Source organism: Sphingomonas paucimobilis NBRC 13935 (genome assembly GCF_000739895.2).
In the GTDB taxonomy this organism is placed as follows: domain Bacteria; phylum Pseudomonadota; class Alphaproteobacteria; order Sphingomonadales; family Sphingomonadaceae; genus Sphingomonas; species Sphingomonas paucimobilis.
Genome location: NZ_BBJS01000062.1, coordinates 14,526 through 41,192 on the forward strand (window position 1 = coordinate 14,526; position 26,667 = coordinate 41,192).

Annotated in this window: 13 protein-coding genes and 1 pseudogene; 3 read left to right on the forward strand and 11 right to left on the reverse strand. The window is 65.3% G+C overall.

The window, feature by feature from the left end; translation table 11 throughout:
- Positions 1-59: 59 nt before the first annotated feature.
- Positions 60-2,951, reverse strand: a complete 2,892-nt coding sequence (mobF, locus tag SP6_RS18525; RefSeq protein ID WP_042469451.1) for a MobF family relaxase — start codon at positions 2,949-2,951, stop codon at positions 60-62.
- Positions 2,948-3,745 (reverse strand): hypothetical protein, encoded by a 798-nt coding sequence (locus tag SP6_RS21300; protein ID WP_042469452.1) that lies wholly within the window; start codon positions 3,743-3,745, stop codon positions 2,948-2,950. Before SP6_RS21300 ends, mobF begins: the two co-directional genes overlap by 4 nt.
- A 127-nt stretch (positions 3,746-3,872) precedes the next feature.
- On the opposite strand from SP6_RS21300, the gene SP6_RS18535 reads away from it, so the two are divergent.
- Positions 3,873-4,298 carry a helix-turn-helix domain-containing protein gene (locus tag SP6_RS18535; protein ID WP_167541265.1) on the forward strand — a complete coding sequence of 142 codons (426 nt, stop codon included), beginning with the start codon at positions 3,873-3,875 and terminating at the stop codon, positions 4,296-4,298.
- Positions 4,299-4,300: 2 nt separating this feature from the next.
- Complete coding sequence (locus tag SP6_RS18540) at positions 4,301-4,567, forward strand: hypothetical protein (protein WP_042469454.1); 267 nt, start codon at positions 4,301-4,303, stop codon at positions 4,565-4,567.
- A gap of 462 nt (positions 4,568-5,029) precedes the next feature.
- Here the strand turns inward: SP6_RS18540 and SP6_RS20565 are convergent, their stop codons facing one another.
- Positions 5,030-5,896 (reverse strand): hypothetical protein, encoded by an 867-nt coding sequence (locus SP6_RS20565; RefSeq protein ID WP_042469456.1) that lies wholly within the window; start codon positions 5,894-5,896, stop codon positions 5,030-5,032.
- A gap of 75 nt (positions 5,897-5,971) precedes the next feature.
- Here SP6_RS20565 and SP6_RS21305 point away from each other — a divergent pair, with 75 nt between their 5' ends.
- Complete coding sequence (locus tag SP6_RS21305) at positions 5,972-6,220, forward strand: helix-turn-helix domain-containing protein (RefSeq protein WP_164541302.1); 249 nt, start codon at positions 5,972-5,974, stop codon at positions 6,218-6,220.
- A 250-nt stretch (positions 6,221-6,470) separates the two neighbouring features.
- On the opposite strand, the gene SP6_RS18555 is transcribed toward SP6_RS21305, so the two are convergent.
- The 8 genes and pseudogenes from SP6_RS18555 to SP6_RS20575 form a co-directional block, all read right to left on the reverse strand.
- Entirely contained in the window at positions 6,471-7,637 is a 1,167-nt protein-coding gene (locus SP6_RS18555; protein WP_042469457.1) for a nucleotide sugar dehydrogenase, read from the reverse strand.
- A 149-nt stretch (positions 7,638-7,786) separates the two neighbouring features.
- A complete protein-coding gene (locus tag SP6_RS18560) occupies positions 7,787-8,806 on the reverse strand; it encodes a phytase (RefSeq protein WP_217996033.1) in 1,020 nt (339 codons plus the stop codon).
- Positions 8,803-11,601: a TonB-dependent receptor gene (locus tag SP6_RS18565; RefSeq protein ID WP_217996034.1), complete on the reverse strand. Its 2,799-nt coding sequence runs from the start codon at positions 11,599-11,601 to the stop codon at positions 8,803-8,805. The genes SP6_RS18560 and SP6_RS18565 overlap by 4 nt, the downstream gene beginning before the upstream one ends.
- A gap of 285 nt (positions 11,602-11,886) precedes the next feature.
- The gene (locus tag SP6_RS21100; protein ID WP_128130772.1) at positions 11,887-12,165 is read right to left on the reverse strand and encodes a hypothetical protein; all 279 of its coding nucleotides are present in this window, start codon (positions 12,163-12,165) and stop codon (positions 11,887-11,889) included.
- A gap of 15 nt (positions 12,166-12,180) precedes the next feature.
- Positions 12,181-16,755, reverse strand: a complete 4,575-nt coding sequence (locus SP6_RS18570; protein ID WP_053003313.1) for an RHS repeat-associated core domain-containing protein — start codon at positions 16,753-16,755, stop codon at positions 12,181-12,183.
- A 13-nt stretch (positions 16,756-16,768) separates the two neighbouring features.
- A complete protein-coding gene (locus SP6_RS18575; protein ID WP_053003314.1) occupies positions 16,769-17,194 on the reverse strand; it encodes a DcrB-related protein in 426 nt (141 codons plus the stop codon).
- 327 nt (positions 17,195-17,521) lie between these two features.
- Positions 17,522-24,946 (reverse strand): autotransporter outer membrane beta-barrel domain-containing protein, encoded by a 7,425-nt coding sequence (locus SP6_RS18580; RefSeq protein ID WP_217996035.1) that lies wholly within the window; start codon positions 24,944-24,946, stop codon positions 17,522-17,524.
- Between the two features lie 574 nt (positions 24,947-25,520).
- Positions 25,521-26,466 (reverse strand): annotated as a pseudogene (locus SP6_RS20575) (IS630 family transposase).
- Positions 26,467-26,667: the final 201 nt, after the last annotated feature.

Consider the following 26,667-nt stretch of genomic DNA (forward strand, 5'->3'; position numbering starts at 1 on the left):
GGGGGGTGGTGAGAGGATGGTCAAAATCGGACGTCCCAATGACTGCTATCCTATCACACCTACATTTCCAGACCGAAGTCCCGCGACCGTCCCCCGCCCCCTGATGGTCCACCAAGCGACAGATGTTTTTCCGGCACCTGTTTGACCACGTCGAGCGCTGAGGTCTTGTCGCCGGTACTGCGGGTGACATGCCTTTCGACCTTCCGCCCGTCGTCGACCACCAGCGCCACCTTGTCTGCCACGCGGGTCAGCGCGACCAGAAAAGAGCGCTCAGTCAGCAACTTGCGCTCCGACGACCGCATTGCCACGATGCCGTGGTCGGTCGTGACTCCCTGCGCGACATGGACGTTGATCGCATAGGCAAGGTCCAGCCGCTCGGCCATACGATCGCCGGACGCGATCTCATGCACGGCGCCGTCGACGAGTGAGGATACGACCAGCCTGCCCCTGCCCACCTCCTCCACCCGCGCCATCGCACCGTTATCGAGCTTGCGGGTCCGGTCGTTGTCGCTCCAACGGATACGGTCGCCAACGTGCAACTCGACTTGCTTCAATGCGAAAATCGACACGGCATCGCGGTCGAGGTTCTTGGCTAGCCGACCGGGACGAAACAGCTTTTCGGTTCCGTCTGCCATGCCGAGCCGCACTCGATCCTCGTCGACGCCGGTCACGACACCACGATCGCCCCGGACGAGGCCCTGGCTCGGCAGATTGGTGCGCACCTCCACCACATGGCCGGGCCGGTAGGCGCGCATCAGCCGCGCGCCTTCCCTGGTGGCGTTGACCCGGTCGAGTACGGTGAACGATGTGCCGGTAGCGGCGATCTCGCCACGCGCCTTCAGTTCGGCCTGCACGGCCTGGTTGGCCTCGCTCCGCATGGTGCGGCCGGCGGTCAGGAGGAGGGTGGCGTCACGCTCGGCACGCGGCAGCGTTGCCCACTGCGCCGCAGCCGTGGTCGCCACCTCGCTGCCCGGCACTTCGGTCGTGGCAGGCCTGAGCAACTCGAACGTGCCCGACATGTCGCCGCGGTCGAGTGCGGCAGTGACCGCCTTCATCTGATCGGATCTGGAACGCAAATTCTTGGTGATATGGGCTGTGACGACACCGGCTAGCTGGCTCGCTTCGAACGGCTTGCCGGCTGCGATCGCGGTCAGCTGGCGAGTATCGCCGGTCTGCACGACGCGCGCGACGCCCGTGATATTGGCAAGCCGCACGATCCGTTCCATGTCGCGCGTACCGAGCTGCCCGGCCTCCTCGACCATGATGATCGAACCCGCCAGCTCCGCTTTCACGCGGGTGACCTGTTCCGGTCGGGCGGTGCCGTCGATCACGCGGGCATGACGCGTCAGAAAACGGGCGACGGTGCTCACATTCGCTTTGGTATCGCGTCCGAACTCGCTCGCCTTCACGCTGGCGATGGCGAGCCCGATCACCGTCCGCCCCTCCGCCTTCGCTACCGCCGTCACCGGCGCCATCGCGGTGGACTTGCCGCGTCCCGACCCGCCCTGCACGTTCACCACCCGATCGGACGAGGACAGCATCAACACGGCTGCGGCTTCCTGGCCTGGATTGAGCCGGCGCAGCCCCAGCTCGCGTGCTACCTCCTGCACCCGGATCGCGGCGTCGACCAGCGGAACGATCGGGGCGGACTGCCCCTTCCCCGCCTCGACCGTGGCAAGATACGCCTGCTCCAACCGCACCGCGCCCTGCGTCGTCACCATGCGATCGTCGTCGTTGAGCAGCAGGCCTTTCTCCTGCAGCAGCGCCAGCCGGGCCTCGACATCGCCGACCGTCACCGGCCCGCCACGCGACAGGCTTTCGCGGATGAGTTCCAGCCGGTCGAACGCTGCCTCCCGTTCGCCCAGGTCGCGCACCGCCGATGCGACCGCGTGCGCTACGGCATAAGCTCGCGGCTCCAGCCGTCCCAGCCGTTCGGGCACCAGCGGGTCGCCGTCGCGCGGGGTCAGCCCCATACGGCCGGCGATGGCCACCCCACGCTCGCCTATTCCGCGCACGCCCCGCACCGTGCGCGTCCACACATCATACCCCCGCCGCGCCTCCGCCAGTGCATCCTTCACCAGCGCTGTCGGATTCAGCCCCTTCTCAGCAGCCAGCTTCCGCCATCCTTCCGCGCGCTGCTCCGCGGCAATATCTGACGATTTGGGCGCGCGCGTCGCCAGCGCCGCATATTCGCGCGTCTGGGCTGTGTTCTCCAGTCCGCGTTCCTTGATGTATGCATCGATCTCGGCCGATCGGCCGGAAAATGCTTCCACCACCGCGCGGGACACGCTGGCAATCTCGAAGGCGCCGTTGCGGCCGTCGTGCCGAGGAATAGTGGCAAAGCCGAGCGTCTCAACCCGGCTGCGGAGTGCAGACAGAAACACCGCATCCATGACATGCTGGCGTTCGTACAGCTGGTCCGCGTGCAGCGCCCGCCACTGGCCGTCCGCAGTGCGGGTCGCGTTGGCGATGACGTTATGGACGTGCAGCTGCGGCTCGCCGCTGCGGTTCACGTCGTGAAGAAAGGTGGCGGCGACGAACCGGCCGGTCACTTCGGGCCCCTGTCCCTTGCCATTCCAGACCCGCCCTTCGGCAATGTTGCGCTCCGTCCAGGTGAGGGTCGCGGCTGCTGCCTCGCGCACCGCGGCCACCAGCCGTGCGTCCCCGCCCACGAGCGCCAGGATCGACACCGACTTGGGCACGGACATGGTGATGTCCCAACCTGCCCGGTGTTCACCTCGTTTGGCGTTCAACACGACGCCGTTGGGGAGTTCGCCGGCCAGCACCTGTTCGAACCGCTCGGCATCGACCGGCCCGGACAGACCCAGCTCTGCGGCACCCTCGCCTGCCCAGGCACTGACCCCTTCTGTTTGATCGGCGGTATAATAATTGTCGCGAGCGTAATAGGTAGCTGCGTCGGAGGCCGAACCGACCGCCGCAACCGAGATCACTGTTTGCCCTGTGGCGTACCGGGTGTCGCCCGGACAGTGACCTTGCTTGCCTTCCCTTCGAACTGCGTCCGGCAGCTGTCGGTCGCCAGCCGGTAGTTCACCAGCGCGCAGACCGCCTGGTCTCCGCCGCCTAGCAGATAATTGGCCGAGCGAACGGCAAGCCACGATGGCGGCAGCGCCATCGCTGCGAAGAAGTAGCTGGAGACGGAGAGCATGCAGATGACTGCCAGCGCCGCACATACCTTGCGGCCTGACAATTCCCTGTCCCAGATGATGTAGCTGACGTTTGTCCGGGGCTGTCGCTCGAGGCTTCTGATGGCGGCGGTATTCTCTCGTAATAGCTCGCTATGGTCGCGCTGCCGCTCGTCGATGGCGTCCAGACGGGGCTGCCTGTCGATCCGCTCGGCAAGCAGTAGCATCTCCGCCCTGATCGGATTCAAGCTTGCGGTGATACGTTCCGGCATGCCCTTGATGAATTCGGCTCGGACCCGCGTCAGCGCCAGCTGATCCTCACGCTCGAGCTTGTGCATGTCGCTCTCATGGGCTGCCCAGCTTTGGGCGATGCGGTCGATCTCCATGACCGCCTTGTCCAGCCTGGCTCCGAAGGCGACGACATCACCGGGCCCCAGTTGCTCGGGCCGGTCGAATAACGCGCGCCCATCCCGCCACGAATCGAGACATTCCCGAACGAACGATTTGGCCAGGGTCGCGCGCTCGACTCCGCGCTCGGCCGCACAACGGGTAAGGGCTGCATCGTCCTCGTCACCGAGCCGCACATTGACCTGACCGCCCATGAAATCTTTGTCCCTCTGTTCGGCAAAATTCCGGCGAAATGCTGGTCGCTGGCACCACTATCGTGTCATGATAACATATTGGTATGATAGAGCCATAGCATGTAGGATTAAGCAAGTTGATGACGACGTGAGCGATCCATCTACCATCGGCGAGCGGATCAGGGCGGTACGGCTGAGAACCGGATTAGGACAGGAGGCGTTCGCCAAGGCGCTGGGCTATTCCAAGCGCGCGCTGGTCAGCTGGGAACTGGGCGGGGCCGAGCCACCAGTTGCCCTGATGGGGAAGCTCCGCCGCGATTATGACGTCGATCCCGAATGGGTGATCTTGGGCGAGGACACTGTGCCTCGGAGCTACTATGGCCCTGTCGACTGGGACCGGCTCGATCGCCTGCGCAGCGACGTGGACGCCGTTTGCAGGGATGTAGGGCTAAAGCTGCCTGACGAACGCAGTCAGGCGCTCGCACGCGTACTATACGACGGGGGGGCGGACGCGGGCGCCGCCAATCGCAAGCAGCTGCGCGGCACGTTGCTCGCCTTGTCGCTGGGGGACTGAAGATGAGCGGACCTTCGAAGGAGCAGCTAGCGGCTTGGACGGCCGATACCAAACGCGTCGGGTTCGCGCGGCGCAACTGGCCCGTCGTGCGCCGATTGGCGGGGCTGACCGTCGCACTGTTGCTGGCAGGCCTGGGCGTCAGTCTGCTGGATTACCCCCCTGTCCTGACAGCCGCTTGCTGGGTGGCGGCGGCCATCGCCGGCATGGCCATGCTCGTCTGGTTCTTCGATCCCCGCCGCTTCAAACAACGGCCGCCCGGCACGTTCTGATCGCGCTGGCGCAAGCATACAGCAGGGTTCGATACCAGCCGGTGCTGGCGCCCCGGTCTTATCCATGACGCTTGCCGAGAGATGGGCCGTGCCTCCAAGGGGCGGTGCACGGGCCGCATGCCTGCGACCCTCAGGCGCCGTACAGCCCGATGAAGCATAGTCTCCGTAGCGCTGTAGCAGCCTTGTAGCACGTCAGAAGGCAGCTTTCGTGAAAGCTGTAGCACGATCGATATTCTGCTACAGTCATGATAAATCGTGGTTTTTCGATCCGTGCGCGACCGCTATCCATAGCGTGGTGTGTGCCCCCTCCCTGCACGATCCGGACGCTTGCCGTATCAATACCGTGATGCTCCGGCATTCATTCCGGCTTCCGGCGGGGCACCCAGACCGGCTTGTCAGCCGGATAGTGGACTCGTGGTCATTCTACTTGGATTGCGCCATCCATGGCGCAGGACAGCAGGTTCAATGCGAGCTGCTGTAGATACTGCCCGTTACCGGTTCTGCTGCAACCAGTATCCTCTCGGCGGCACGACGCTGCCGCGCCCAGGCGCGCTGCTCTTCGCCGATCCGAGAATCTCCGTCTCCGGGCTCTGAACCCAAGGCAGGTTCGGGTTTCTCCATCACCTGGACCCCTTCGGCACGTAGTGCCGCCTCCTTGCGTCTGGCACGCTCCTGCTGGACCGCAATGGTCATGTCGGACCTCACAAGGACGTAATTGGGCTCGTACCGATGCTGGCGCATCAGCTCAGCGAGCGCGCGGACGGCGAGGTCGTCACCGACCACGGCATGAACCGCGCGTAGCCAGCGGGGCGAGGCGTAACGGTGCTTTAGCGTCCAGAGTATCCGCCCTATCTCAGTGCCGAGCAGCATAATCCAGAGGATGACCATGCCTTGCCCGAGCACGAGCGGCCTGGTCCCGATCACCTTGGCGATACCGATCGTCGCTATCAGCATCGGTAGAACGGCCATGAGGCTGATCCCGTAGGGGATGATGCTTAGTTGGCTCACTTCCCATCGTGCGACCAATCGGTCAGCCACAGGGATATGCTTAGCCACGCAGGGACCATGGCTGCTCGCTGACCAGCTATCGTTATGCTGAAAATGGTTATGGGCCCCGCTGTCCCGGCGATCGTCGTGCTGCCAGTCACACTGGCAATCATTCGGCCGGGTGGAGCCATAGGGATTGCCGGCGACGTCGGGTGTCTCCGCCCCGGCGATCGTCGGCAATCCGGTCGCCGGATTGATGTCCATGCCGTCGCTGCCGATCCCCGGGTTATCCGGCATTGTCCTGTCTTCGAACCAGATGGCAATGCGCTCGAACAGTCTCATGTCAGCACTCCCGATCGGCTGTTCACACGATATACGTTTTTCGTATATCGCTCAAGCCGGTCTAGACACTTCGGGGTGCCCATCTCCCATGCCCCATCTGACCTGCACGCCCGCATCGTTGCTGCGCTGACCGTGGCGCGGCGGGACGCCGGGCTTCGTCAGGTCGACCTCGCGAAACGGCTCGGATGGAAGCAGGCTTATGTATCGCGCTACGAGACCGGCGAGCGTCAGTTGAGCGTCGACGATTATGTCGCAGTTTCCTTGGCGATCGGGGTTGATCCGGTGGCATTGCTCGGCGAGCTTCTCTCCGAAAGCCGGTCGTGATCTCTGTGTAGGCCGCTTGTCGATGCGATGTGCGGGCGGCTTGAACATATCCCGCCATCGTTTGGTAAACCAACAAACGCCTTCACTATGGCGGCGCGACGTTGCGGCTCTGGAGCAGGCAAGTTAGGTGTTGTACCGGTACACGCGTCAGCGCGTTCCGGTACAACACGGTCCTTACTTGCCTCCGGCTCGACGGTATCTTGGCTCTGCGAGGCGGACGGTCGCTGCCCCTACGGGGAGCAGAAGGCGGTCAATCCGAGCCGAAAATGTCTCGCGTGAACAGCTTGTCCGCGACATCGGCAAGTTCGGGGTCGTTGCGGTTGGCGATGATGACGTCGCTTTCCTGCTTGAAGGCAGCGATGTCGCGATAGACCTTCGAGCCGAAGAAGCTGTCTTCGCCCAGGCTGGGCTCGAAGACGACGACCTCGATCCCCTTGGCCTTGATCCGCTTCATGATGCCCTGGATCGAGGACTGGCGGAAATTGTCCGATCCCGCCTTCATCGTCAGGCGGAAGATGCCGACCTTTTGGGGTCGCTTGGCGATGATCTGGTCGGCCAGGAAATCCTTGCGGGTGCGGTTGGCGTCGACGATCGCGCGGATCAGGTTCTGGGGGACGTTGGTGTAGTTGGCGAGCAGCTGCTTGGTGTCCTTGGGCAGGCAATAGCCGCCATAGCCGAAGCTCGGATTGTTATAATGGCTGCCGATACGCGGATCGAGGCCGACGCCCTCGATGATCTGGCGCGTGTCCATGTCGCCGGCGATGGCATAGCTGTCGAGTTCGTTGAAGAAGGCGACGCGCATCGCGAGATAGGTGTTGGCGAACAGCTTGATCGCCTCGGCCTCGCGGCTGCCGGTGAACAGGACCGGGATGTCGGCCTTTTCGGCACCCTGGGCGAGCAGGTCGGCGAAGATGCGCGCGCGCTCCGACTGTTCGCCGACGATGATCCGCGAGGGGTGGAGATTGTCGTGCAGCGCGCGGCCCTCGCGCAGGAATTCGGGGCTGAAGACGACCTGTTGCGTGCTCAGCCGCGCCCGGACATCGTCGATAAAGCCGACCGGGATGGTCGATTTGACGACCACGGTGGCGTCCGGTGCATGGGTCTTGGCAAGGGTGATGACCGCCTCGACCGAGGCGGTGTTGAAGCTGTTGGTGTCGATGTCGTAATTGGTCGGCGTCGCGACGATGACGTAATCGGCACCGGCCAGTGCCGCAGCCGCGTCGGTCGTGGCGGACAGGTTCAGCGTGCGGCCGGTCAGGAAATCCTGCAGCTCGGCATCGATGATCGGCGAGGTGCGGGCATTGACCATCGCCACCCGATCGGCCGAGATGTCGACCGCGACGACCTCGTTATGCTGCGCCAGCAAGACGGCGTTCGACAGGCCGACATAGCCCAAGCCAAAAACAGCGATCTTCATTCGTCACATCCCACCAGTCAGGCGTGTCGGCCTTGTGCCGTCCGCATGCCTCAATGGGGGGCGCAGGGCAATTGCGGCTGCACGGGGACAGGGGGTCGGCGAACCTCTTCCCTGTCCCGTTTCGTCACATTGTCGACCTGTCGACAATCCTACAGGCCCAGTGCCTTCACGATCCTGGCCCAGCTGACATATTTGAAATTCTGGGTGTCCGGCGCATTGTCGCCGTCCTGCGCGACGAACAGGCCCTTGGGGTAATCGGGGCCGAAATCGCCCAGCGCCAGCTCGATCCCGTCGGTCTCGCTGGTCCCGTCGATCGCCCCTCCGCCGATGCGGAAGCGCCCGGCATAGGTCATGTCGGCCAAGCGGTAGAGCGTATAGGCATTGTCGCCCTGGCTGGAGACGACCAGATAGCCACCGGTCTTCCCCTTGGGCGCCAGCGCCAGCCCTTCGGCATCGGCCACCAGCGTGCGGCCATCGACCCTGGCGATCGGGGTGGCGGTGGTCGGTGCGGCGGGATCGGCGGCAAAGCGCCACAGCCCGACATCCTCCTCGGCGACGTAGAGCGTGCCCGTACGGTCATCGACCACGCAGCCCTCGGCCTGGGTACCCAGCTTCATGCTGCGCACCGTCTCGACGCGCGGGGTGGCTCCGGAGACGTGAATGCGCACCTGGTCGATCCGCCCGTCCTTTAGGACGACGAAGCCGAACAGCGCCTTGTCCTTGGCGCGGGTCCACAGGCACATGCCATAGGCCTCCCCCGCCCCCACCGGATAGCGGCCCATCGGCACCAGCCGGCGCGCCACGGTGTCGAGGGTGAACAGCGCGACATGCGCGTTCGCCGTGTCGGCGCGGTCGCTGGCCGCGACGATCACGCGGCCCCCCGCCACCTCGCGCAGATCGACATTGTTGAGCCGCGCGGCCGGCGTGAAGGACAGGCGCTTGCCCTTCAGGTCATAGACATGGATGCCGACCTGCTTGTCGGTGCCGATGACCAGGCTGGCGGCGGGATCGGCCCGGTTGCGCCAGATGGCGGGATCGTCCGCTGCGTCCGATGTGCTGTCGACCGGATCGGTCTCGGCGCTGGCGGCGACGATCGGTGCCGTGACCGGTGTCGCGGCCGGCACGCTGGCGCACCCGGCGAGCAGCAGCGCGGGGAGCGCGGCCCTCACAGCTTCACCCGCAGGCCGCCGAACAGCGTGTAGCCGAATTTCTCATATTCATAGGTGCGGAAGCGCTCGCCGAAATAGCGCACGCCCGGCGTGTTGGTCAGGTTCTTGCCCTCGGCGAACAGGTTGATGCCCTTGGCGAGCTGCACGCTGCCCGTCACATCGAGCTGGCCGCGACCCTCCCAGTACAGGTCGAGCGCGGGATTGTCGGCGTTGATCTCGTCCAGATAGTCCGAGCGCTTGGTATAGGCGACGCGCAGGTTCACCGGCCCGCGTTCGTAGAAGACGCTGGCGTTCCACATATGCGTCGACTGGCCCGGCAGCGCGAAGCGGCTGCGCCCACCATAGGCGGCGTCGAAGGTCGCGTTGCCCTTGGTATATGTATAGTTGGCGAAGACGCCCAGGCCGCCCAGCACGCCCGGCAGGAAGCTCAACTGCTGCTGCCAGTTCAGCTCGACGCCGTAGAGCTCGCCCTTGCGCGCATTGATCGGACGGCTGAGGATCGCGCCGCCCACGCCGTTATACACGCCCGTGCTGGTCAGCGTGTAGCGATAGTCGGTCAGGTCCTTGTAGAAGCCGTTGACCGAGATCACGCCCAGCGGCCGGATGTAATATTCCAAGCCCGCATCGACATTGTTCGACAAGGTCGGCTTCAGGTCCGGGTTGCCGAACTCGACGCGCACGGTGTTGCCCTCGCTCGTCTCCAGCACGCGCGGGGCGATCTGCGGGAAATTGGGGCGGTTGATCGCACGGCTCAGCGCGCCGCGCAGGATCAGGTTTGGCGTGAAGGCCTGACGCAGCGTCAGGTTGGGGAAGAAATCGGCATAGCCATTTGTCCCCCGCGCTGTCGTCACGACGCCGGTGCGCGAGACGCTGGGCGCGCTGCTCTCGAAATCGGTGGTCTCGACACGCAGCCCCGCGATCAGGGTCGTGCCGTCCTTCACATATTTGGCCATGCCGAACAGGCCGAGGATCTTCTCCTCCGCGACATAATCGGCGGTCAGCGACTGAGGCAGGCGACGCTCCGAGGCGGCCTTGGTCGCGTCGAAATAGGCATCGGCCAACCCGGTGTCGAAGCGCTTGCCCAGCTCATAGCCGAAGTTGCGCGAGTCCTCGTCCGACAAGAGCCCCGCCAGACTCTGCGTCGGCGCGGCCGAGGCGCGACGGTCGCGGAAGCGCTCTTCATCGGCGTTGATGTGCCGCTCGCGATATTTGCCGCCGCTCGACAGGGTGATGAAATCGCCCAGCGGCACGTCCGAGCGAACCGCCAGCGTCAGCTCGTCATTCTTGGTCGTGTTCGACCGATAGGCGTTTTCGCGGAAACCGTAGGTGCCGAGCTGGAGATGCTCCTTGGTTGTGAAGAGCGAATAGCTGGGCAGATCGACATCGGCGAAATCATAGGACAAGGTCGGGCGCAGCGTGGAGCGGAACAGCAGCTCGTCACGGCGCGGATATGTCTGCGAACTCTCGCTATAGGCGATATCAGCGCGGATCGTGCCCTCACCCAGCCGCTGCTCGATGCCCGCCGTCGCCGACCAGATCTCGTTCACCTGTTTGCGGTGGCGGACCTGCTTTTCGATGCGGGTGTTGCGCCAGGTCGCGGCGCGGTCGGTCGATCCGGCCTGGAGCGTGCCCTCGCTCCACAGGATGCCGATGCGGTCGCGGTACTCGTCATCCTCGAACCGGGCATAGGTGCCGCGCACCCAGGCATGGGTCTGGTCCGACGGCCGCCACTCGAACGTGCCGGTGCCCGCGATACGCTGGCGCTTGGTGTCGTAATCCTTGAACAGCGTCTCGGTGACGCGCAAGCCTGCGGGCGTCTGGCTCCAGGCATTCTCGACATTGTCGGGGCGGCGATGGGTGCGCGAATAGCTGCCCGAGAAGAGCAGGCCGAACTGGCGGTCGGAGCCGAAGGTATCGCTGACCGCGGCCGATCCGCGATAGTCGCTGCCCTTGCCGTACTGGTTGTAGCTGGCGCCCGCCATGCCGGTCAGCGCGAAGCCCTTGCGGTCGAAGGGCGAGCGGGTGGTGATGTTGACCGCGCCCGCGATCGAGTCCGCATCCTGGTACGGCAGCAGCGACTTGGTCACCTCCAGATTGGCGACGATGTCGGAGGGCAGCGTGTCGAGGTCGACCGCGCGCGTCGTCGGGTCGACCGAGGGGATCTGGATGCCGTTGACCGAGATGGCGGACCACTCGCTGGGCGCGCCGCGCACGTTGATGTAGCGGCCCTCGCCCTGGTCGCGCTCGATGCCGACGCCGGGCGCGCGCTGGAGCGCCTCGGCGATGTTGGGATCGGGGAAGCGGCCGATCGCATCCGACGAGATGATGGTGACGGTGTTGTCCGCCGTCCGCTGCTGGTTGAGCGCGCGCGCGGTATTGTCGAGCAGCGAGGCGCCGGTGACGACGATGTCGCCATCCTCGCCGCTGGCGGCGGGCAGCGTCAGCGAGACCGGGCGACCCCGCTCGGCCGCCGGCACGATGCGGGTGACGGGCGGGCGGCCGAGATAATCGACCAGCAGCGTGATGTCGCCGGCCTCTTCGGGCGTGACGATGCTGAACTCGCCCTGGAGATTGGTGGTGGCCTGCGCCCCCGTCCCCTCGACCACGACCCGCGCGCCCGGCAGCGCTACACCGGTCGCGTCATAGATCCGCCCCGATAGGATCGGCCCCGATGCCGGCACGCCCGCCGGCGTGGCCGCGTCGCTGGCCATGGCGAGCGCAGGGCTCGCGGCAAAGCCCAAAGCGATGAGAGAGGCCCCCGCGAGACCGCGGATGCCGGAACGGATGGCGTGCATGATGCTCCCCCTGGGTGCTGGTCGTGCCGACACCCCCCGGCGCCGGTCGTTCCCGCCCCCGTGGCGGCGCTTTGTTACGGAGCGATGTTATCAGGATGACGATTGGGTGACGGTGGTGTCACAATCGATTTTGGGCGATGGCCTTCAAGAGGTGTGTTGTTTTGTGGCACGGGCCAAATGTTCAATTTTTCCAATGCTTCATATGTGCAAGCCATATGCTGAAAATTGATAATTTATATATTTATAATAATCTTGCTACAATCAAATTTATAGAAATAATATCATTTACTTGAATATGCGCCATAATTCGTCTTTTATTTGGTCAAGCCTTTCATTTACTTCCAGCCTATTTTGGTATTCATCTATCCATATATTATATTCGGAAAACCCGCGCCCGCCGGCAACCATCGAGCGATATATAGAGCCAGCTCCGTCTGTATTGCCAGCATCTAACTCTTTCAGCGCATTTTCTATGCCTATTATCCAGTTTTTATCTCCTTGAGATTGTAAAATATCATGCGCTTCTTGGAAGAGGGCGCGAGCCTTTGAATTTAAATCAATCATAATTCACCGTGCAGGTCACCGTATAGGTGATGTGCCTGTAACTTGAACACCTGGAATCTTCCAAGGTTCAGGAACGAAAACTTGGTTTGTTCCTGGTCCTCCCAAATATATGCCTCCTTGATAACCAACGGGTCCTTCATATATCGTTGTACCCTTTGGAATTATCACAGTATATACATTGTCTATTGGGGATGATCCTGTATAGACACCAGTCTTTGGATCAATCCACTGCGGTTTCACTGCAGAATCGATTCGAACTTGTGCTACCGATTTTGGCGGCTCTCGAGTAAACCATTGTCCAAGAGGCTTTCCAGCCTCACCTCCGCGGTACAATACAAGGTCATCGGTAAGTGTTGTTGCATTGTAGCGGCCTCCCGCAAAGTTACTGGCCGGATTGCCGCGAAGTTGTGCGAGGGGGCCGGGATTATGGACCTGATTATATTGAAAGCGTGTGCAAGCTGCTAATCCGAGAGGATCACCCCAACGGATTGGATCATGAACATAGGCGTGGGTGCGCAGGCCCCCGTCCACGCCGATCGGGTCGGGGGACAGGTATTGGCCGGTTCCGGGGTCGTAATAGCGGTTGAGGTTATAGTGTAGCCCGCTTTCCGAATCCTCCCATTGCCCGGGAAAGCGTAGCGCGCAGGGGACGGTGTCGCCTTCCCCGCCGGCATCGCTGCCCCCGCGTTCGCGCAGCAGCGCGCGGGCGGTGCGGGTGCGGCCCCATAGCTCCGGCTCGGCGCGCCAGTGGCATTGGCCGTTCTCGCCGAACAGCGCGTGCGGCGCGCCGAGTTGGTCGGCGACGATCGGCAGCCATTGCGCCTCCGCCAGCACCGGTTCGGCATCCGATCCGGCCGGCACCAGTTCCTTGGCCAGCGGGCGCAGGCCGTCGGGTTCGAAATGCCAGCGCTCGATGGAGAGGCTCTCGTCACCCTCACCGTCGCCCGTGCGATGCCCGGAGCGATACCATGCTTCGGCCAGCGAAATGCCCTGCCAGACATAATCGACCCGCCGTGTGGCGGCACCGCCCAGCAGCGTCTTGCCCACGCGCCGACCGAAGGCGTCATAGCTGTAGCGCCAGCGCACACCGTCGGGCGTCTCCAGCTCGACCAGCCGGTCGAATCCGTCCCAGCGATAGCGCCAGCGACGCGGGCGAAAGCCCTGCTCGGACAGGACACGCTCGACCATCCGACCGCGCGCATCGTAGCGGAAGCGGTTGGGCCCCGCCTCCACCACGCAGTCGCGCCAATAGCGGTGCTCGCCCGCCAGCCCTTCGGCCAAATTCATCAGCGCGTCGTAGCGATAGGCCTCACGCGCACCGGGCCGCTCGACGGCGACCGTCTGGTCGCGCAGGTCGTGATGGAAGCGCGTCTCGCCCCGGACGCCGCTCGCCCCTGCGTCCCTGATCCCCGCCAGTCGCCCGGCACGGTCCCAGTCATAGTGGCGCACCAACTCGCCGAGGCCGGGCGGTGTGCTCGAGAAGACCGCGACGCCGCCCGCCCGCTGTTCCGCCAGCCGCCCGGCGGGGTCATAGGCCTGGGTCAGCTGAAAGGCGGTGCGCACCCCGATCGCGGCCGCCTCGCGCAGCGTCTCCAGCCCGCTGGAGTCATGGGCGAAGCGCAGCGCATGGCCATTGCTCTCATAGCGCCGCAGCAGCCCAGCCTCGTCAAAGCTGAGCGCGGTCTCGCCGCTGGGGCTGGTGCGCCCGACACAGCGCCCCGCTTCGTCATAGCGATAGGTGACGGCGATGCCGTTCTGCTCTTCGGCGACCAACCGGCCTTTGTCGTCATAGCGCAAGCCGACATCGGCGATCACCTGCGGCACGCCATCGACCAGGTTCCAGGTCGTCGCGCCGACCAGCCGATCCACCTCGTCATAGCGGTAGGAGATCGCGTCCGCGCCCGCGATCACCCGGGTGATGCGATCGCGGTCGTCCCATTCGAAATGCTGCTCGGCTGCGTCGGGCATCCGCTTGGCCAGAACGCGGCCCAGCGCGTCGCGCCGATAAAGCGTCTCGCGCCCGGCCCAATCTGCCTGCGCCGCCAGGCGTCCCGCCGCGTCATAGCGGAAATGCCATGCCTGCCCGGCTGCATTGGTGATCGTCGCCAGCCGCCCCGCGCCGTCATAGGTAAAGCCGGTCATGGCCCCCAACGGATCGATCGTCTGGCGCAGCGTGTCGAAGGCGCCGTGGACGAAGCGGGTCGCCTGCCCGTCGCCCCGGATGCGTGCGGCGAGCAGCCCCTCGCCGTCATAGGCGAAGCGGGTTTCGCCGCCATCGGGGGTGCGCGCCCGGCTGACCGCGCCGCGCGGATTGTCGGCCGATCGCTCATAGGCCCAGGCGCTGGTGCGCCCGACGGGATCGGTCAATTCCAGCAACCGTCCGAACCGGTCCCAGCGATAGCGGGTGACGCGCTCGCTCGCCGAGGCGGTGGGCGGATCGTGGCGGGCGACCGGACGCCCGGCCGCGTCATTCTTGTACCGGATGACGCCACCACCGGCGACCTGCTCCTCGATCAGCGCGCCGCGTTCGTCATAGCGCGCGGTCACCTTGACCCCGTCGGCACCCACCCAGTTGATGATGTTGCCCGCCGTATCGCGGGTCCAGCGGACCGCGCCGTCCGGCGCCGTGAAGGCGGCCAGCGCGCCCCAGCGATCATAGGCCCAGGTCACGCTGCGCCCGCTCCAGTCGGTCTGCGCGATCAGGCGGCCGTCGCCATCATAGGCGAAGCGCGTCTCGCGCCCGGCGGGGTCGATGCGTCGTTGCAGCCGCTCCAGCGCATCCCACTCGCTGACCGTGCGCGCGCCGAGCGGGTCGATCTCCTCGATGACGAGGTTGTTCGTGTCATAGCGAAAGCTGGTGACCGCGCCGGTCGCATCGACATAGCGCGACAGCCGTTCCTCGGGAAAATAGAGGAAACGATCGTTGAACATGCCGTCGCCGGTGCGCGTCGCCGTCACCCGCCCGGCCGCATCATAGGCGATCTCGACCCGGGTCGGGCCGCTATCCTGCCACCCGTTCAGCCAGCCTTCGGGCGAATAGCGGTAATGGAACTCGCCGGTGAAGGTGCCCAGTACATCGAGCAGATGCCCGTCCGCGTCATAATGATAGCGGACCAGCGGCTCGCGCTCGCTCTCCATCCACAGCGCGCTCAACCAGCCCTGCGGCGTGGTGTCGACGCGGAAGCGCGTGCCATCGGGAGCGCACACCCCGCGCAGCCGCCCCTCGGCATCCCGGTCGAAGACGATGCGGTTGCCGTTGCGGTCCTCGATCCCCGCCATCAGCATCAGCGCGGGATTTCGGGTCGGTGCGAAGATCAGGAATTGCTGGCTGCGGCTGTCATAGAGGCGCAGCGCCTCGCGCGGGCCGGTCAGCCGGTAATAGGGCGCTTTCAGGTGGCGCGCCTCGACATTTGCGCCGTCACCGATCGCGAAAAGCAGCCTCTGGCCGCCGGCATCCTCTAACAGCGCGGTGCCCGCCTCGGCATCGAGTAGCAGCCGCTGCGACCAGTTGCAGATCCAGCGCGGGCCGAGCAGCCCCTCAACCCGCATTTTGCCCGGATAGGTACGTTCCAACCGGAGCGGCAGCAGCCCGGGATATTCGAAATCGACCCGCGCATCGGCATAATCGCCGGTGACGACGTCGACCGGCTCGCCGAACAGTCGGCGCAGCGGTCCGTCGAGCAGACCGCCCTGGCGAACGGCGGAGCGCATCCCCGCCACTTCGGCCACCGACAGCAGCAGCTGCTCGGCGACCGACAATTCGGCGTCGGGCGTGCCATAGCTGCCGGTGCTGGTGTCACCGAAGATCGTCTCGCACCCCTGCTGTATCACGGCGTCGCAGGACAGCTTGTGGCCGATCCGCGCCATGGGCAGGCCGTTGATGAAGATGGTCTGGCTGCCCTCGATGATTTTGGAGGGCGGGGTGCCGGGATGCTTGGTGCAGGCGGCGGTGTCGGTGACGCGCGCGGCGTTCTTGCCCTCGAAGAAGACCGTGGGCGAACCCGAGGTGATCGGGCCGGACAGGGTGGCGGTCTTGGACCCAGCGCCGGCGATCGCGGTGGTGACGAAGCCGCCTGCCGCGCCTGCGCCGAAGGCGACCGCCGCGCCGACCAGCGGGGCCGCCATGCCCGCCGTACCGATGATCGCGGCCGCGCTGACCGCCACCACCGCGCCCACCACGATCCCGGCCGCGATGCCAGCGAGCAGGCCGTTGAAGGTGTTGCTGTGCGCGATCTGGTGCTCGATATGCGCGGCCTGCCGTCCCGCCGGGGCGATACGCTGCGCGCCGAACTGCTGCGCGACCCAGAAGGCGCCCTCGTCCGCATGGACCTGTTCGGCCAGCCACGCGCCCGCCATCGCCCCCGCGATCGGCGCGGCGATGCGCCCGGCGAAGCATTTCAGCGCGGTCACCCCGCCCGAGGCACCGGCGGAATAGGCCCCCGCCGCGAAGATCCCCGCCGATGCGACATGCCCCGTCGTCGCGATCGTCGACACGGTGCCCGCATTGCTCGACGCGGCCGTCTCCTCCCGCAGCGCGCGCAGCTTGTCGTCGGCCGTCGGTTCCCGGGTGGAGGTCGCGCTGCCCGTCACCGGCTCGCGTCCGTTACGCGGTGGCGAAGGTAAAGGAGGTGATCGCCGCGACCAGCGCGTTGCGGCTTTCCGGCTCGGGCCCGCCTGGGATCGATCCGGTGAAATTCAGGATGGCATTGTCGCGGTGAAGCACCATCGCCACCACCTGATGGATCGGCTTGCCGTCGCTGCGCCAGGTCATTTCCAGGAAATGCGCCTCATGACCGTCGATCTGCCCGCCGGTGTCGGCGATCAACTCGAACCCGGCAAGCTGGGCCGCGAAGCTCTGTCGCTGCTGGATGACATAATCCTGAAAGGTCAGCCCCAATGCCAGCCGATCACGCGCGATGACTAGGCTCGTGCCCTGCACCCGCGCGTCCTTGGGCATCAGCACATTGATGCTCTGATCCTGCCACACCGTCGGCGTGGCCAGCGATCCTTCATCAATCCGATACGCCACGCGTCGTTTCTCCCGCCGTCGATCGTCGCGCGTATTAGTAGCGTCTTGAACGGGCCACGCCTACCCTCTTCAAACTCCAGCACAGTATACGGGCTTGTGTCCTAGAGATCGGTGCTTGCTTCGTTCGAGATGTCTGCCGCGAATGCGACCTGTAAAATTGGCGCAGATTTATCCTGAGTTAGATCAGCCCTCATTTTTAGCGATCGTAAAGGTGCAGAGCGACCGCCAGAACCGAACGTCGCGATATCATGATCACCGCCGGCAAAGAAAAGGGGCCGGGGCGGATATCCGCCCCGGCCCCCACGGCCCTTATTTGGATCGTATGCCTCAGAAGCGCAGGCGCAAGCCTGCCGCGATCGTTTCCTGATGGTCGTCGCGGCCGGTCTGGGCGCTGCCGGTCGCGTACAGGTCGACGCCGTTCGCAAAGCGATAGGCGACGCCGGCAGTCGCGGTTCCGACCAGCGGCGCGCGCTGCGCACCCAGTGCGACCAGGCCCAGCCCGCCCCCGGCATAGCCACCCAGCGCCAGGGCGCGGTTGCCCTCGATCTGGTAGCGGGCGCCCAGCGTCACGAACGGGCGGAACGGCGCGTCCGACGTGTCGCTGCGACCCAGGGTCAGCCCGCCATCTGCGAAGCCCGCGACATGCCGGTCCTTGGCGACGCTGAGCGCGAAGGGGCTGCCCCCCGTCTCGCCCACGCCCGCGCGGGTGGTGCGCAGATAGGTCAGGCCTGCACGCGGGGTCAGCGCCCAGCCGTCCGCCATCTCGGCGGTGTAGTGGATCGACAGATCACTGGTCCAGCTGTGCAGGTCGTAGCGACCGAAGCCCGAGGCCGTGCCCGGCAGCGCCCGCGTGGTCCGGGCCTGCGCACCGTCATAGATGACCGAGGCACCGAAGCCGAAGCCGTTCGGCATCGTATAGCGGCCATGGACGCCCGCCACCACGCCGTCCGCCTTAGTCGAGGCGGCGAGCGGGGCGATCGACTGGCGGGTGTCGAGCCAGCCCCCGAACGCGCCGATCATCCATTGCTGGTCGCCGTAACCGACGCCGCCCAGGAAGCCATAGCCGCGCGTCTGCGCCGTGCTGGTCCCCTGCGCCCGGTCGGCGCCCAGCGTGTGCCACTGGCCCAGCGTCTGGGCGAAGGTGAACGAACCGGCCTCGCTGCGGTTGGTGGCGAAGGCGGGGCCGCGTGCCGCCTGGGTCAGGCCCAGCGCATTGTCGACGCCGATCTGCGTGGCCGAGGCATAGGCTTCGGGCGTCACCTGCGCGAAGCCCTGTGCGTTGGATGCACCCGAGGCGGTCAGCAGCGACGGCAGCGCGGCGAACAGCGTGCTGGTCGCGGGCTGCTTGGCAAGCGTGGCATTGGCATAGTCGATGCTGCGCGCGACCTGCGGGCTGAACCGCGCATCGCCCAGGAACTGGCCGAGCAGCTGGATGCGGTCGGCACGCTGGACGATGAAGCCGAACAGGTCGCTGGGCTTCTGGACGGTCGTATAGCTGCCGCTGATCCCGCCGCTGGCGACGATCAGGTCATAGGAGGTGCCGGGGCGGATCGCGCCGCTCGACACGATCTGCAGCGTCGAGCCGCTGTTGATCGTCATCGCGCCGTTGACGATCAGCTTATCCGAGACGGTCGGGGTCAGCTCGAAGTAGGACAGCGAACCGCTGTTCAGCGTGATGTTGCCGTTGACCGTCATCGTGCCCGGCGATGCGCCGGGGCTGAGGATGCCTGCGACCGTCACATTGCCGTTGACCGTGCCCGCCGAACCGAAGGTCGCACCCTGGCGGACCAGGAACTGCGTCGCGCTCATCGCCGAGCCGGCCAGGCCGACCAGTCGACCGTTCGACATGTCGACAGAGCCGAAAGCGGCATTGCCCGACACGGTGGCATAGCCGCCGGTCATCGCCAGCGCCTCGACATTGGTGACGTTGGTGAAGGCGACCGGTGCAGCGGCCGTCCCGCCCGACAGTGCGATCGTGTCGGTGCCGGCCCCGCCATCGACCGACCCTGCGAAGGTGCCGGCGATGGTGAAGCGCTGATTGCCGCTGGTGAAGGCGACCTGACCCGCCGCCAGGCTGCTGCCCGCCGCGATGGTCAGGTCGGTGCCGGCATTGACCTGGTTATAGGCCTGGATGCCGGCCAGCGTCAGCGTGCCGGTGCCCTCGCTTGCCAGCGTCTCGAAGCCGGTCAGCGTGCCGGCCGCCAGCGTCTGGTTGCCCGCCAGCTCCAGCGTGGCGCTGTCATTGCCCGCACCGCCGGCAACCGTGCCCTGCAGGATCGAGCCCGCCGACAGGCGCAGCGCATCGTTGCCTGCACCCAGATCGATGACCCCGGCCAGCGTCGCGCCCTTGGCGATGATCAGCGACGTGTCGCCGTCACCAAAGCCCAGCGATGCGCCGTTCGAGCCGAGGACGCCGGTGACGGTCAACGCCTTGCCGGTCAACGACACATTCTCGAAGCCCGTCGCCAGCCCGCTCAGTACCACCGGCGCATTGGCGGTGAAGGCGAGCGTATCGGTGCCCGTGCCCCCGTCATAGCGGCCCGCCGCATTGGTCGTGCCCAGCGCCAGCAGGTCGTTGCCTGCGCCCATCGCGACGCTGGCGATGTCACCATCGACGCGCAGCTGCTCGGCCGCGTCCGATCCGGTGACCGCACCGATACGGTTGCCCGCCAGCGCCACGTTCAGCCCGGTGCCCGTGAGGGCCACCGTGTCGAAGCTCTGGTCGAGCGTCAGCGACAGCGCGCCCGAACCGGTCACCGCCAGCTGCTGGAAGTTGCTGCGCTGGCCCAGACCGGTGCGATCACCGCTGAGCAGCGCGGTATAGAGGTTGGTCCCCGCACCGCCATCGACGCCGCCTGCGACGCGCGAGCCGGCCATCTCGACGAAGCTGTCATCGCCATCGCCCAAGGACACCGTGCCCTGGACCAGCCCGGCATTGACGAAGCGGTCGTTACCGCCGCCCAGCGCGACCGCGCCGGCGATGGTGCCGTTATTGGTCACCGTCTCGGTCGCGTCGGTGCCGGTGATGGTGGTGGCGCCGGTGCTGGCAAGCGTCTGGCCCGCCGCGACCGTCACCGATCCGCCTGCGACCCCGATCGTGTCGAAACGGAAGGCACCGGCATAGGTGACATTGCCCTGCCCGACCTGATTGAAGCGTTCGAAATTGACGAACTGGTCACCATTGACCGTGCCGCCCCCGGTCGCATCGACGATCAGGCTGTCAGTGCCCGTGCCGCCATCGACCGTGCCGGTCAGCGTGGCGTTGGCACGGTGGAGGAAGGTGTCGTCGCCGGCGCCGAGGAAGACATTGCCTTGGATCTGGCCGTAATTCTCGATTCGGTCATTGCCAGCGCCGAGTGAGATCGAACCGATGATGGTTCCAGTGTTGACGATGTGGTTGCTGGCCGATCCGATCGTCTGGATCGCACCCGCGATAGTGGTGCCGTTCTGGCGCGCTAGGGTGTCGTTCGACGCCAGCGTCGTCCCCGCCCCGCCCCGGATCGTGCCGGCATTGGTCAGGTCGAGCGCCACGCCATCGGCCAGAACCGCGACCGACTTGGTGCCGGTCGCCTCGATCACGCCGGTCACGCTGTTGACGACCGTCGCTGCGGCGGTAGCCTTGCCATAGAGCGACACACCGGTGGCGATGATGGTGGTGGGCGCGTCGCGGTCCAGCGGCACGCTTGCACCGGCATAAGGATCGACGATCGTCCGGCCGCCGGCATTGGCGCGGATCGTGCCGCTGTTGGTGATCGCGAAGCTCTGAACGGTGGTGCTGGCGGGGTTGCCGACGAAATTGGCGCTGACGCCGTCACCGGAAACACCGCTGGCCTCGATCGTACCGCTGTTGGTCAGCGTGATGGACCCGGCCATGTCGCGGGAATCGTTGATCGTCAGCAGGGCGGCGGCTTGCCCGTACCCGCTCGCGTTGATCGACCCACTATTGGTGACGGCGATGCCCATCCCCTGGGCCGTCTCGGGCAGCGTCGTGTCGTAATAGGTATAGTTGCTGGCATAGGCGTTGACGCCCTGCGTGACCGTGCCGCTATTGTCGAACTGGATCGACCCGCCCACGCCCCGCTCGTCGTTGATCGTCAGCTGGACGCCCGATCGCCGGTCGGAGGTGGTGGCGATGGTGCCGGTGTTGGTCAGCGAGACCTTCAGCGGCTGTGGGGCATCCGGGGTGGTGATGCCATAAGAGTTGTAATTCCCGGCAAAGGCGCTCAGCCCCTGAGCGACCGTGCCGCTATTGGTGGCAGTGATCGTCCCCGCATTGACCGACAGGTTGACGCTGGAATAGCTGCTGTCGTTCAGGATCGTACCCGAGTTGGTGAAGGTCGTCGCACCGGTGCCGTAGAGCGACACCGCTGTCCGCTTCGAAGCGGCGTCACCGATCGTGCCGCTGTTGGTGAAGCTCGAAACCTGGCCCGAGACGCTGCCCTTGACGATCGCCTGGTTGGTCAGCGCGGCAAGCACGGTCGCCTGTTGCGGCTGCGGATAGTAATAATAGCTGTTGCCGATGGTTAGGTCGCCATCGACATTGGCGGTGTTGACCACCTGGCCGTCGCCCAGCACGCCGAGCGAGGTCAGCGCGGTGCTCGCGCCGATGGTCACGACGGTGTCGGCGCCGATCGCCTGGACATCCTCGCGTTCGAAATTGACGGCGGTCAGGCTGCCCAGCGTCGCGGTGCCCGACTTGGTGAAGGCGCGGCGATAGGTGTCGGTGCCGGCGCCCCCGTCGATCGTGCCGGTCACGCCGGTCTGGCCGTCCATCTCGACGAACACGTCGCTGCCGTCGCCGAAGCGCAGGTTGCCGGTCAGCGTGCCGCCACTATTGGTATAGATGGCGCTGTTGTAGGAGCGACCGCCAAAGCTGGCATAGCCCAAGTCGACGTCGCCGGTGATCGTGCCCGCATTGCTGAGTTGCCCCCCGCCGAGCCGGATGGCGTTCTGCCCGGTCGCACCCGCGATCGTACCCCCGGTTAGATTGCGGATCACTGTGCCATAGCTGTAATTCTGGCTGATCGCGATGCCGCCGGTGCTGGCGATGCGGCCGCTATTGTCGATCGTGCCGCTCGAATAATCCATGACGATGGCGTTGCCCGCGACCTCGATCGTCCCGCTGTTCACCAGCGAGGTGAAGCCCGAGATCCCGGTTGCGGCCCGCCCGCCCGCCGCCTGGACGATGCGGCCGGTGTTGGTGACGGCCCGGGCGGATTGGATACCGGTCGCGCCGTTCAGCGTGATCGTGCCATCATTGACCACGGTCTTGCCGCCCGAGATCGCGGCGAGCGTGTAGTAATTGTTCGATCGCGTGTCGGCGACGCTGATCGTGCCCGCATTGGTGAAGCTGTCGTCGCTGCCCAGCGAGACGGCATAGGCGCTGTAGACATCGGTGCTCGACACCGCGAGCGACAGCGCGCCGCGGCTGGTGACGGTCAGCGCGTTGGCGGCATAGGTTTCGCCCGGCGCAACGCTGCGGGTGGTCAGCTGGATAACCGAACCGGCGGTGCTGGCGATGTCGGCGGTCAGGTCGACCGTCCCCTGCCCCGACAGATAGAGCGGCCGGGTCGAAGCCGCGCCGGTCAGCGTCAGCGCCGCCTTGTCGAACAGTTCGTAACCGACAGTGGTGAACATGGCTGCGGTCGGCAGCGTCGCGGTGGTGTCGGTACGCACGCGCAGGCGCAGGCCCGCATTGGTACCCGACACCGTACCGGTAATGCCGGCGAATCGGTTGCCGGTAGTGCCTGTCGCCTCAGCGATCAGCAGATCGCCACTGGTCAGCGTCAGGTTGCCGTTCAGGACGCCGCCCGCCAGCGCGTAATAGGCGTTGTTGTTACCGTAATAGCTGCTCGACGAGGACGAGCCGAAGCTCACGTCGCCGTTGATCGTGCCCGCATTGGCGATGCGCGCGTTGAACACACTGAAATTGCCGTTTGGCGCGATACCGCGCGTACCCCCGGTGATGACGCCGCCTGCCGCGTTGGTGAGCGAGCCATAATAATCGATGAACACGCCGGTGCCGGTTGCGGTAATCGTGCCGCTGTTGGTCAGGCTGCTCGACAGCTGGAGGCCTGCGCTCGCGCCCTCGATCCGACCGCTATTGGTCCAGGTCGACCCCGATGAACCCGACAGGATCGCGCCGATCCCGCCGGTCGAGCGGATCGTGCCCGAATTGGTGAAGTTCGGCCCGAACAGCGAAACTGCGGTCCCGGTCGCGGTGATCGTGCCCGAATTGACGAACGCCCCTTGCGTGCTGAACGAGACGCCGTTCTGACTGGCAGTGACGGTGCCGCTATTCTCGAAACGGTTCACGGAGCTCAGCGAGACGGCATAGACGCCGCTCTGCGTGCCCGTGCCGGTGATGCTCCCCGCATTGGTGAAGCTGGGCGAGCCGGACGAGGTATATTCGTCGGCCAGCACGGTGCCGGTGCCGCTCAGCGCGGTGTTGTTGACGACCGTGCCGCTGCCCCCGACGCGCATGGGGCCTGTGACCGTAAAGCCGCGCGCCAGCGTCGTGGTCATTTTGGCATCGGGGGCCAGGGCCAGCTGTTCAAAATTGGTCGGCAATGCCAGGCCTGAGGACAGGGTGGCGTCGCTGGTGAAGCGGACGCGCAGCGTGTCGGTGCCCGCCCCGCCGTCGATCGTGCCGCTGATCCCGGTGCGGATCGCGCCGTTCGCATAACCGACGAGCAGCGTATCGTTGCCCGCGCCGAGGCGGACATTGCCGGTGATCGTCCCGGCCGCGTTGTCGATGCTGCTGCTGTGATAGCTGAACTGGCCTGCGGTCGACGCGATATCTCCGACGATGATGCCGCTATTGACCAGGCTGATGCCGCTGTCGCTCTGGATGGCGGTTGCGCCGGCGGTGGCGATCCGGCCACCAGCCTGATTGATCAGCGACAGGCTGTTGCTCGAGGCGGCGACGATAACCGCGCCGGTCCCGGCATTGCTGATCGTACCGCTGTTGGTCAGCGTCGATCCGCGATAATTGGCCAGCGTCGCAGCGGTTCCGTTGTTGCTGATCGTGGCGGTGTTGGTCCAGTCATTGCCATAGACGGCCGAGCTATAGGGCGTGCCCGCATCGATCGCGCTGCGGCTGCCGCCATTGATGGTGCCCGCATTGGTCAGCGTGCCAACTGGCCCGCTGATCGCGCCGATCGTGCCGCCCGCACGGTTGGTGATCGACTGGAACCCGGCATAAGACGAATTGGTCGACAGCAATGCATAGCCGTTGGCGCCGGTGCCGGTCCCACTGATCGTGCCGCTATTATCGATCGTCGCGGTCGCCTGGCCATAGCCGGTGCCGGTCTGGCCGATGACGACGCCGTTCGCGCCGCTGACGCTGCCGCCCGCCGCGACCGTCATGGTCAGCTGAGCAGAGGAATAATTGTTGTTGGACGATTGGCGGGTCAGCTGGACACCCGCCTGGGTGCCGCCATCGACCTTTCCGCCGATGGTCAGCGTCGAATAAGCATAGCTGGAATTGGTGACGGGGATCTCGATCGCGATCGCCGGTGCGCCGCTGTTCGATACGACCGCACCCGCCGCCACGTTGACCGTCGTGCCCGAGGTCGTGACCTTCAGGCCATTGCTGTCGGTGCCGGTACAGGTGGTGGTCGCATTGCTCTGCGTCGGATCGGGGGTGCATTGGGCGAAGGCCGGGCCGGCCACCATCACCGCGAGCAGAATTGCGCTCGTTTCCAGAGCGCGCACCTTTACCTGCCGAACGCGCGGCATTGCCTTCATCATGTCTGGAACCCCCAATTGACCAACATTTCCTAGGATGAAGGCGATGTCATGTCCACGTCAAAATCGCGCCTTTGCTACATGGCCAAATAAAGACAATTTTCTGTAGTATGCCCTCGAAGAGAGATTCCCGCGTTAACGATGTATTATTGTCGACAGGGCGTAGTTAAGACACGGGTGATGGAAGCGCCCGGTTATGTAAGCGTGCAGAATGATTTAATGGTGGCGCAGATGGAGGGGGATTGAGAGGTGTATATCGACGGTGCAGGAGAAGACAACCGTATGAATCAAGCAATTCAAGCTGCGCTACCTCGCCTACCATGCTCATACGCCGCCAATGGCAAATAACCAGAGCCGTGCCGTCCGGATTTTGTGCAGACGGAACCATATTATCTTGAGAGCAATCCGCAATCAGCTTGGTGGACAGTGCCCAGCTTGTTGGTTGACCGCCTTCTACTTCGGCGATACTTTTCCATGAGGCGGGGATGGTTTGGACAACATTGTCGTCACAGGCCCCACCCCGACCGTCGGTCAGATCGGCGATCGCCGTGGCGTCAGGCGTTAGAGCGTTTTTCGATCAGTCTGCATTGTATCCGGCGTTGGCGAAGTAGTTGGCGCACTCCTGTGGTGGTACAGGTCGAGGATGCGGCCGATGGCATCCCAGAGGCCGTGGATGGTGCGCTCGGCGGCTTTACGCAGGTGCGCCTTGAGCTTGGAGAACGCCTGCTCGATCGGGTTGAAGTCGGGGCTGTAGGGCGGAAGGAAGAGCAGCGTGGCGCCAGCCGCTTCGATGGCGTCGCGCGCGGCAGCCGCCTTATGGCTCGACAGGTTGTCCATGATGACGATGTCGCCGGGCGAGAGCTCGGGCACCAGCACCTGGCGGACATAGGCGACGAACGTATCGCGGTTGATCGGGCCGTCGAGCACCATCGGCGCGACCATGCCGGTGCGGCGCAGGCCGGCGACGAGGGTCATGGTCTTCCAGTGTCCGTGGGGCACGCCCGAGCGCAGCCGCTCGCCGCGCCGGCAGCGACCGTGGTGACGCGCCATGTTGGTGGACGCCCAGGTCTCGTCGATGAAGACCAGGCGTTCGGGATCGAGGTCGAGCTGGCCATCGAACCACTCTTCCCGGCGCTTCAGGACGTCGGGGCGGTCCTGCTCGGTGGCATGCGCCATCTTTTTTTGCGCGTGATGCGATGCCGGTCGAAGAGCCGCCACAGCGTCCCGATCCCGACAGGCGTGCCGCGCTCGGCGAGCAACGCCTGCAACTCCACCAGCGTGACGTCGTCCTTGGCCTCGATCGCGGCGAGAATGAAGGCTGCATGTGCGTCGATCCTGGCCGCACGACGGTCGCCGCCCTGCGGCTTGGCTGCCGGCGTGCCGTGCTGAACGACCAACTGCCGCCAGCGGCTCGCACTTGCCGCGCTGACACCGAACCGTGCTGCCGCAGCACGGCATGACATCCCGCCATCAATCGCGGCGACTACCCGCTCCCGAAGATCCTGTGACAGCACTCGCGGCATCCCTGCCGGCCTCCTGACCCGGCCCGGAGCCTGAATCAGAAAACCGCGCCCGTGTGAATCCTCAACGATTCAGAAGGGGCGGAAACCGCTCTAGGGGGCCAGTGAGCCGGGTCTGGCGAGGCCCTGATAGAATTCGGCGATCGCGGTCGCGTGGTCGGTGCCCAGATCCAGCGCCGCTACACTCGGCGGGTTCCAGTGCCC

What these genes read in the sequence shown, in the direction of transcription:
- SP6_RS21300 (WP_042469452.1), bottom strand. Translation starts at nt 3,745, where the DNA reads ATGGGCGGTCAGGTCAATGTGCGGCTCGGTGACGAGGACGATGCAGCC.
- SP6_RS18540 (WP_042469454.1), top strand. Translation starts at nt 4,301, where the DNA reads ATGAGCGGACCTTCGAAGGAGCAGCTAGCGGCTTGGACGGCCGATACC.
- SP6_RS20565 (WP_042469456.1), bottom strand. Translation starts at nt 5,896, where the DNA reads ATGAGACTGTTCGAGCGCATTGCCATCTGGTTCGAAGACAGGACAATG.
- SP6_RS18555 (WP_042469457.1), bottom strand. Translation starts at nt 7,637, where the DNA reads ATGAAGATCGCTGTTTTTGGCTTGGGCTATGTCGGCCTGTCGAACGCC.
- SP6_RS18565 (WP_217996034.1), bottom strand. Translation starts at nt 11,601, where the DNA reads ATGCACGCCATCCGTTCCGGCATCCGCGGTCTCGCGGGGGCCTCTCTC.
- SP6_RS21100 (WP_128130772.1), bottom strand. Translation starts at nt 12,165, where the DNA reads ATGATTGATTTAAATTCAAAGGCTCGCGCCCTCTTCCAAGAAGCGCAT.
- SP6_RS18580 (WP_217996035.1), bottom strand. Translation starts at nt 24,946, where the DNA reads ATGATGAAGGCAATGCCGCGCGTTCGGCAGGTAAAGGTGCGCGCTCTG.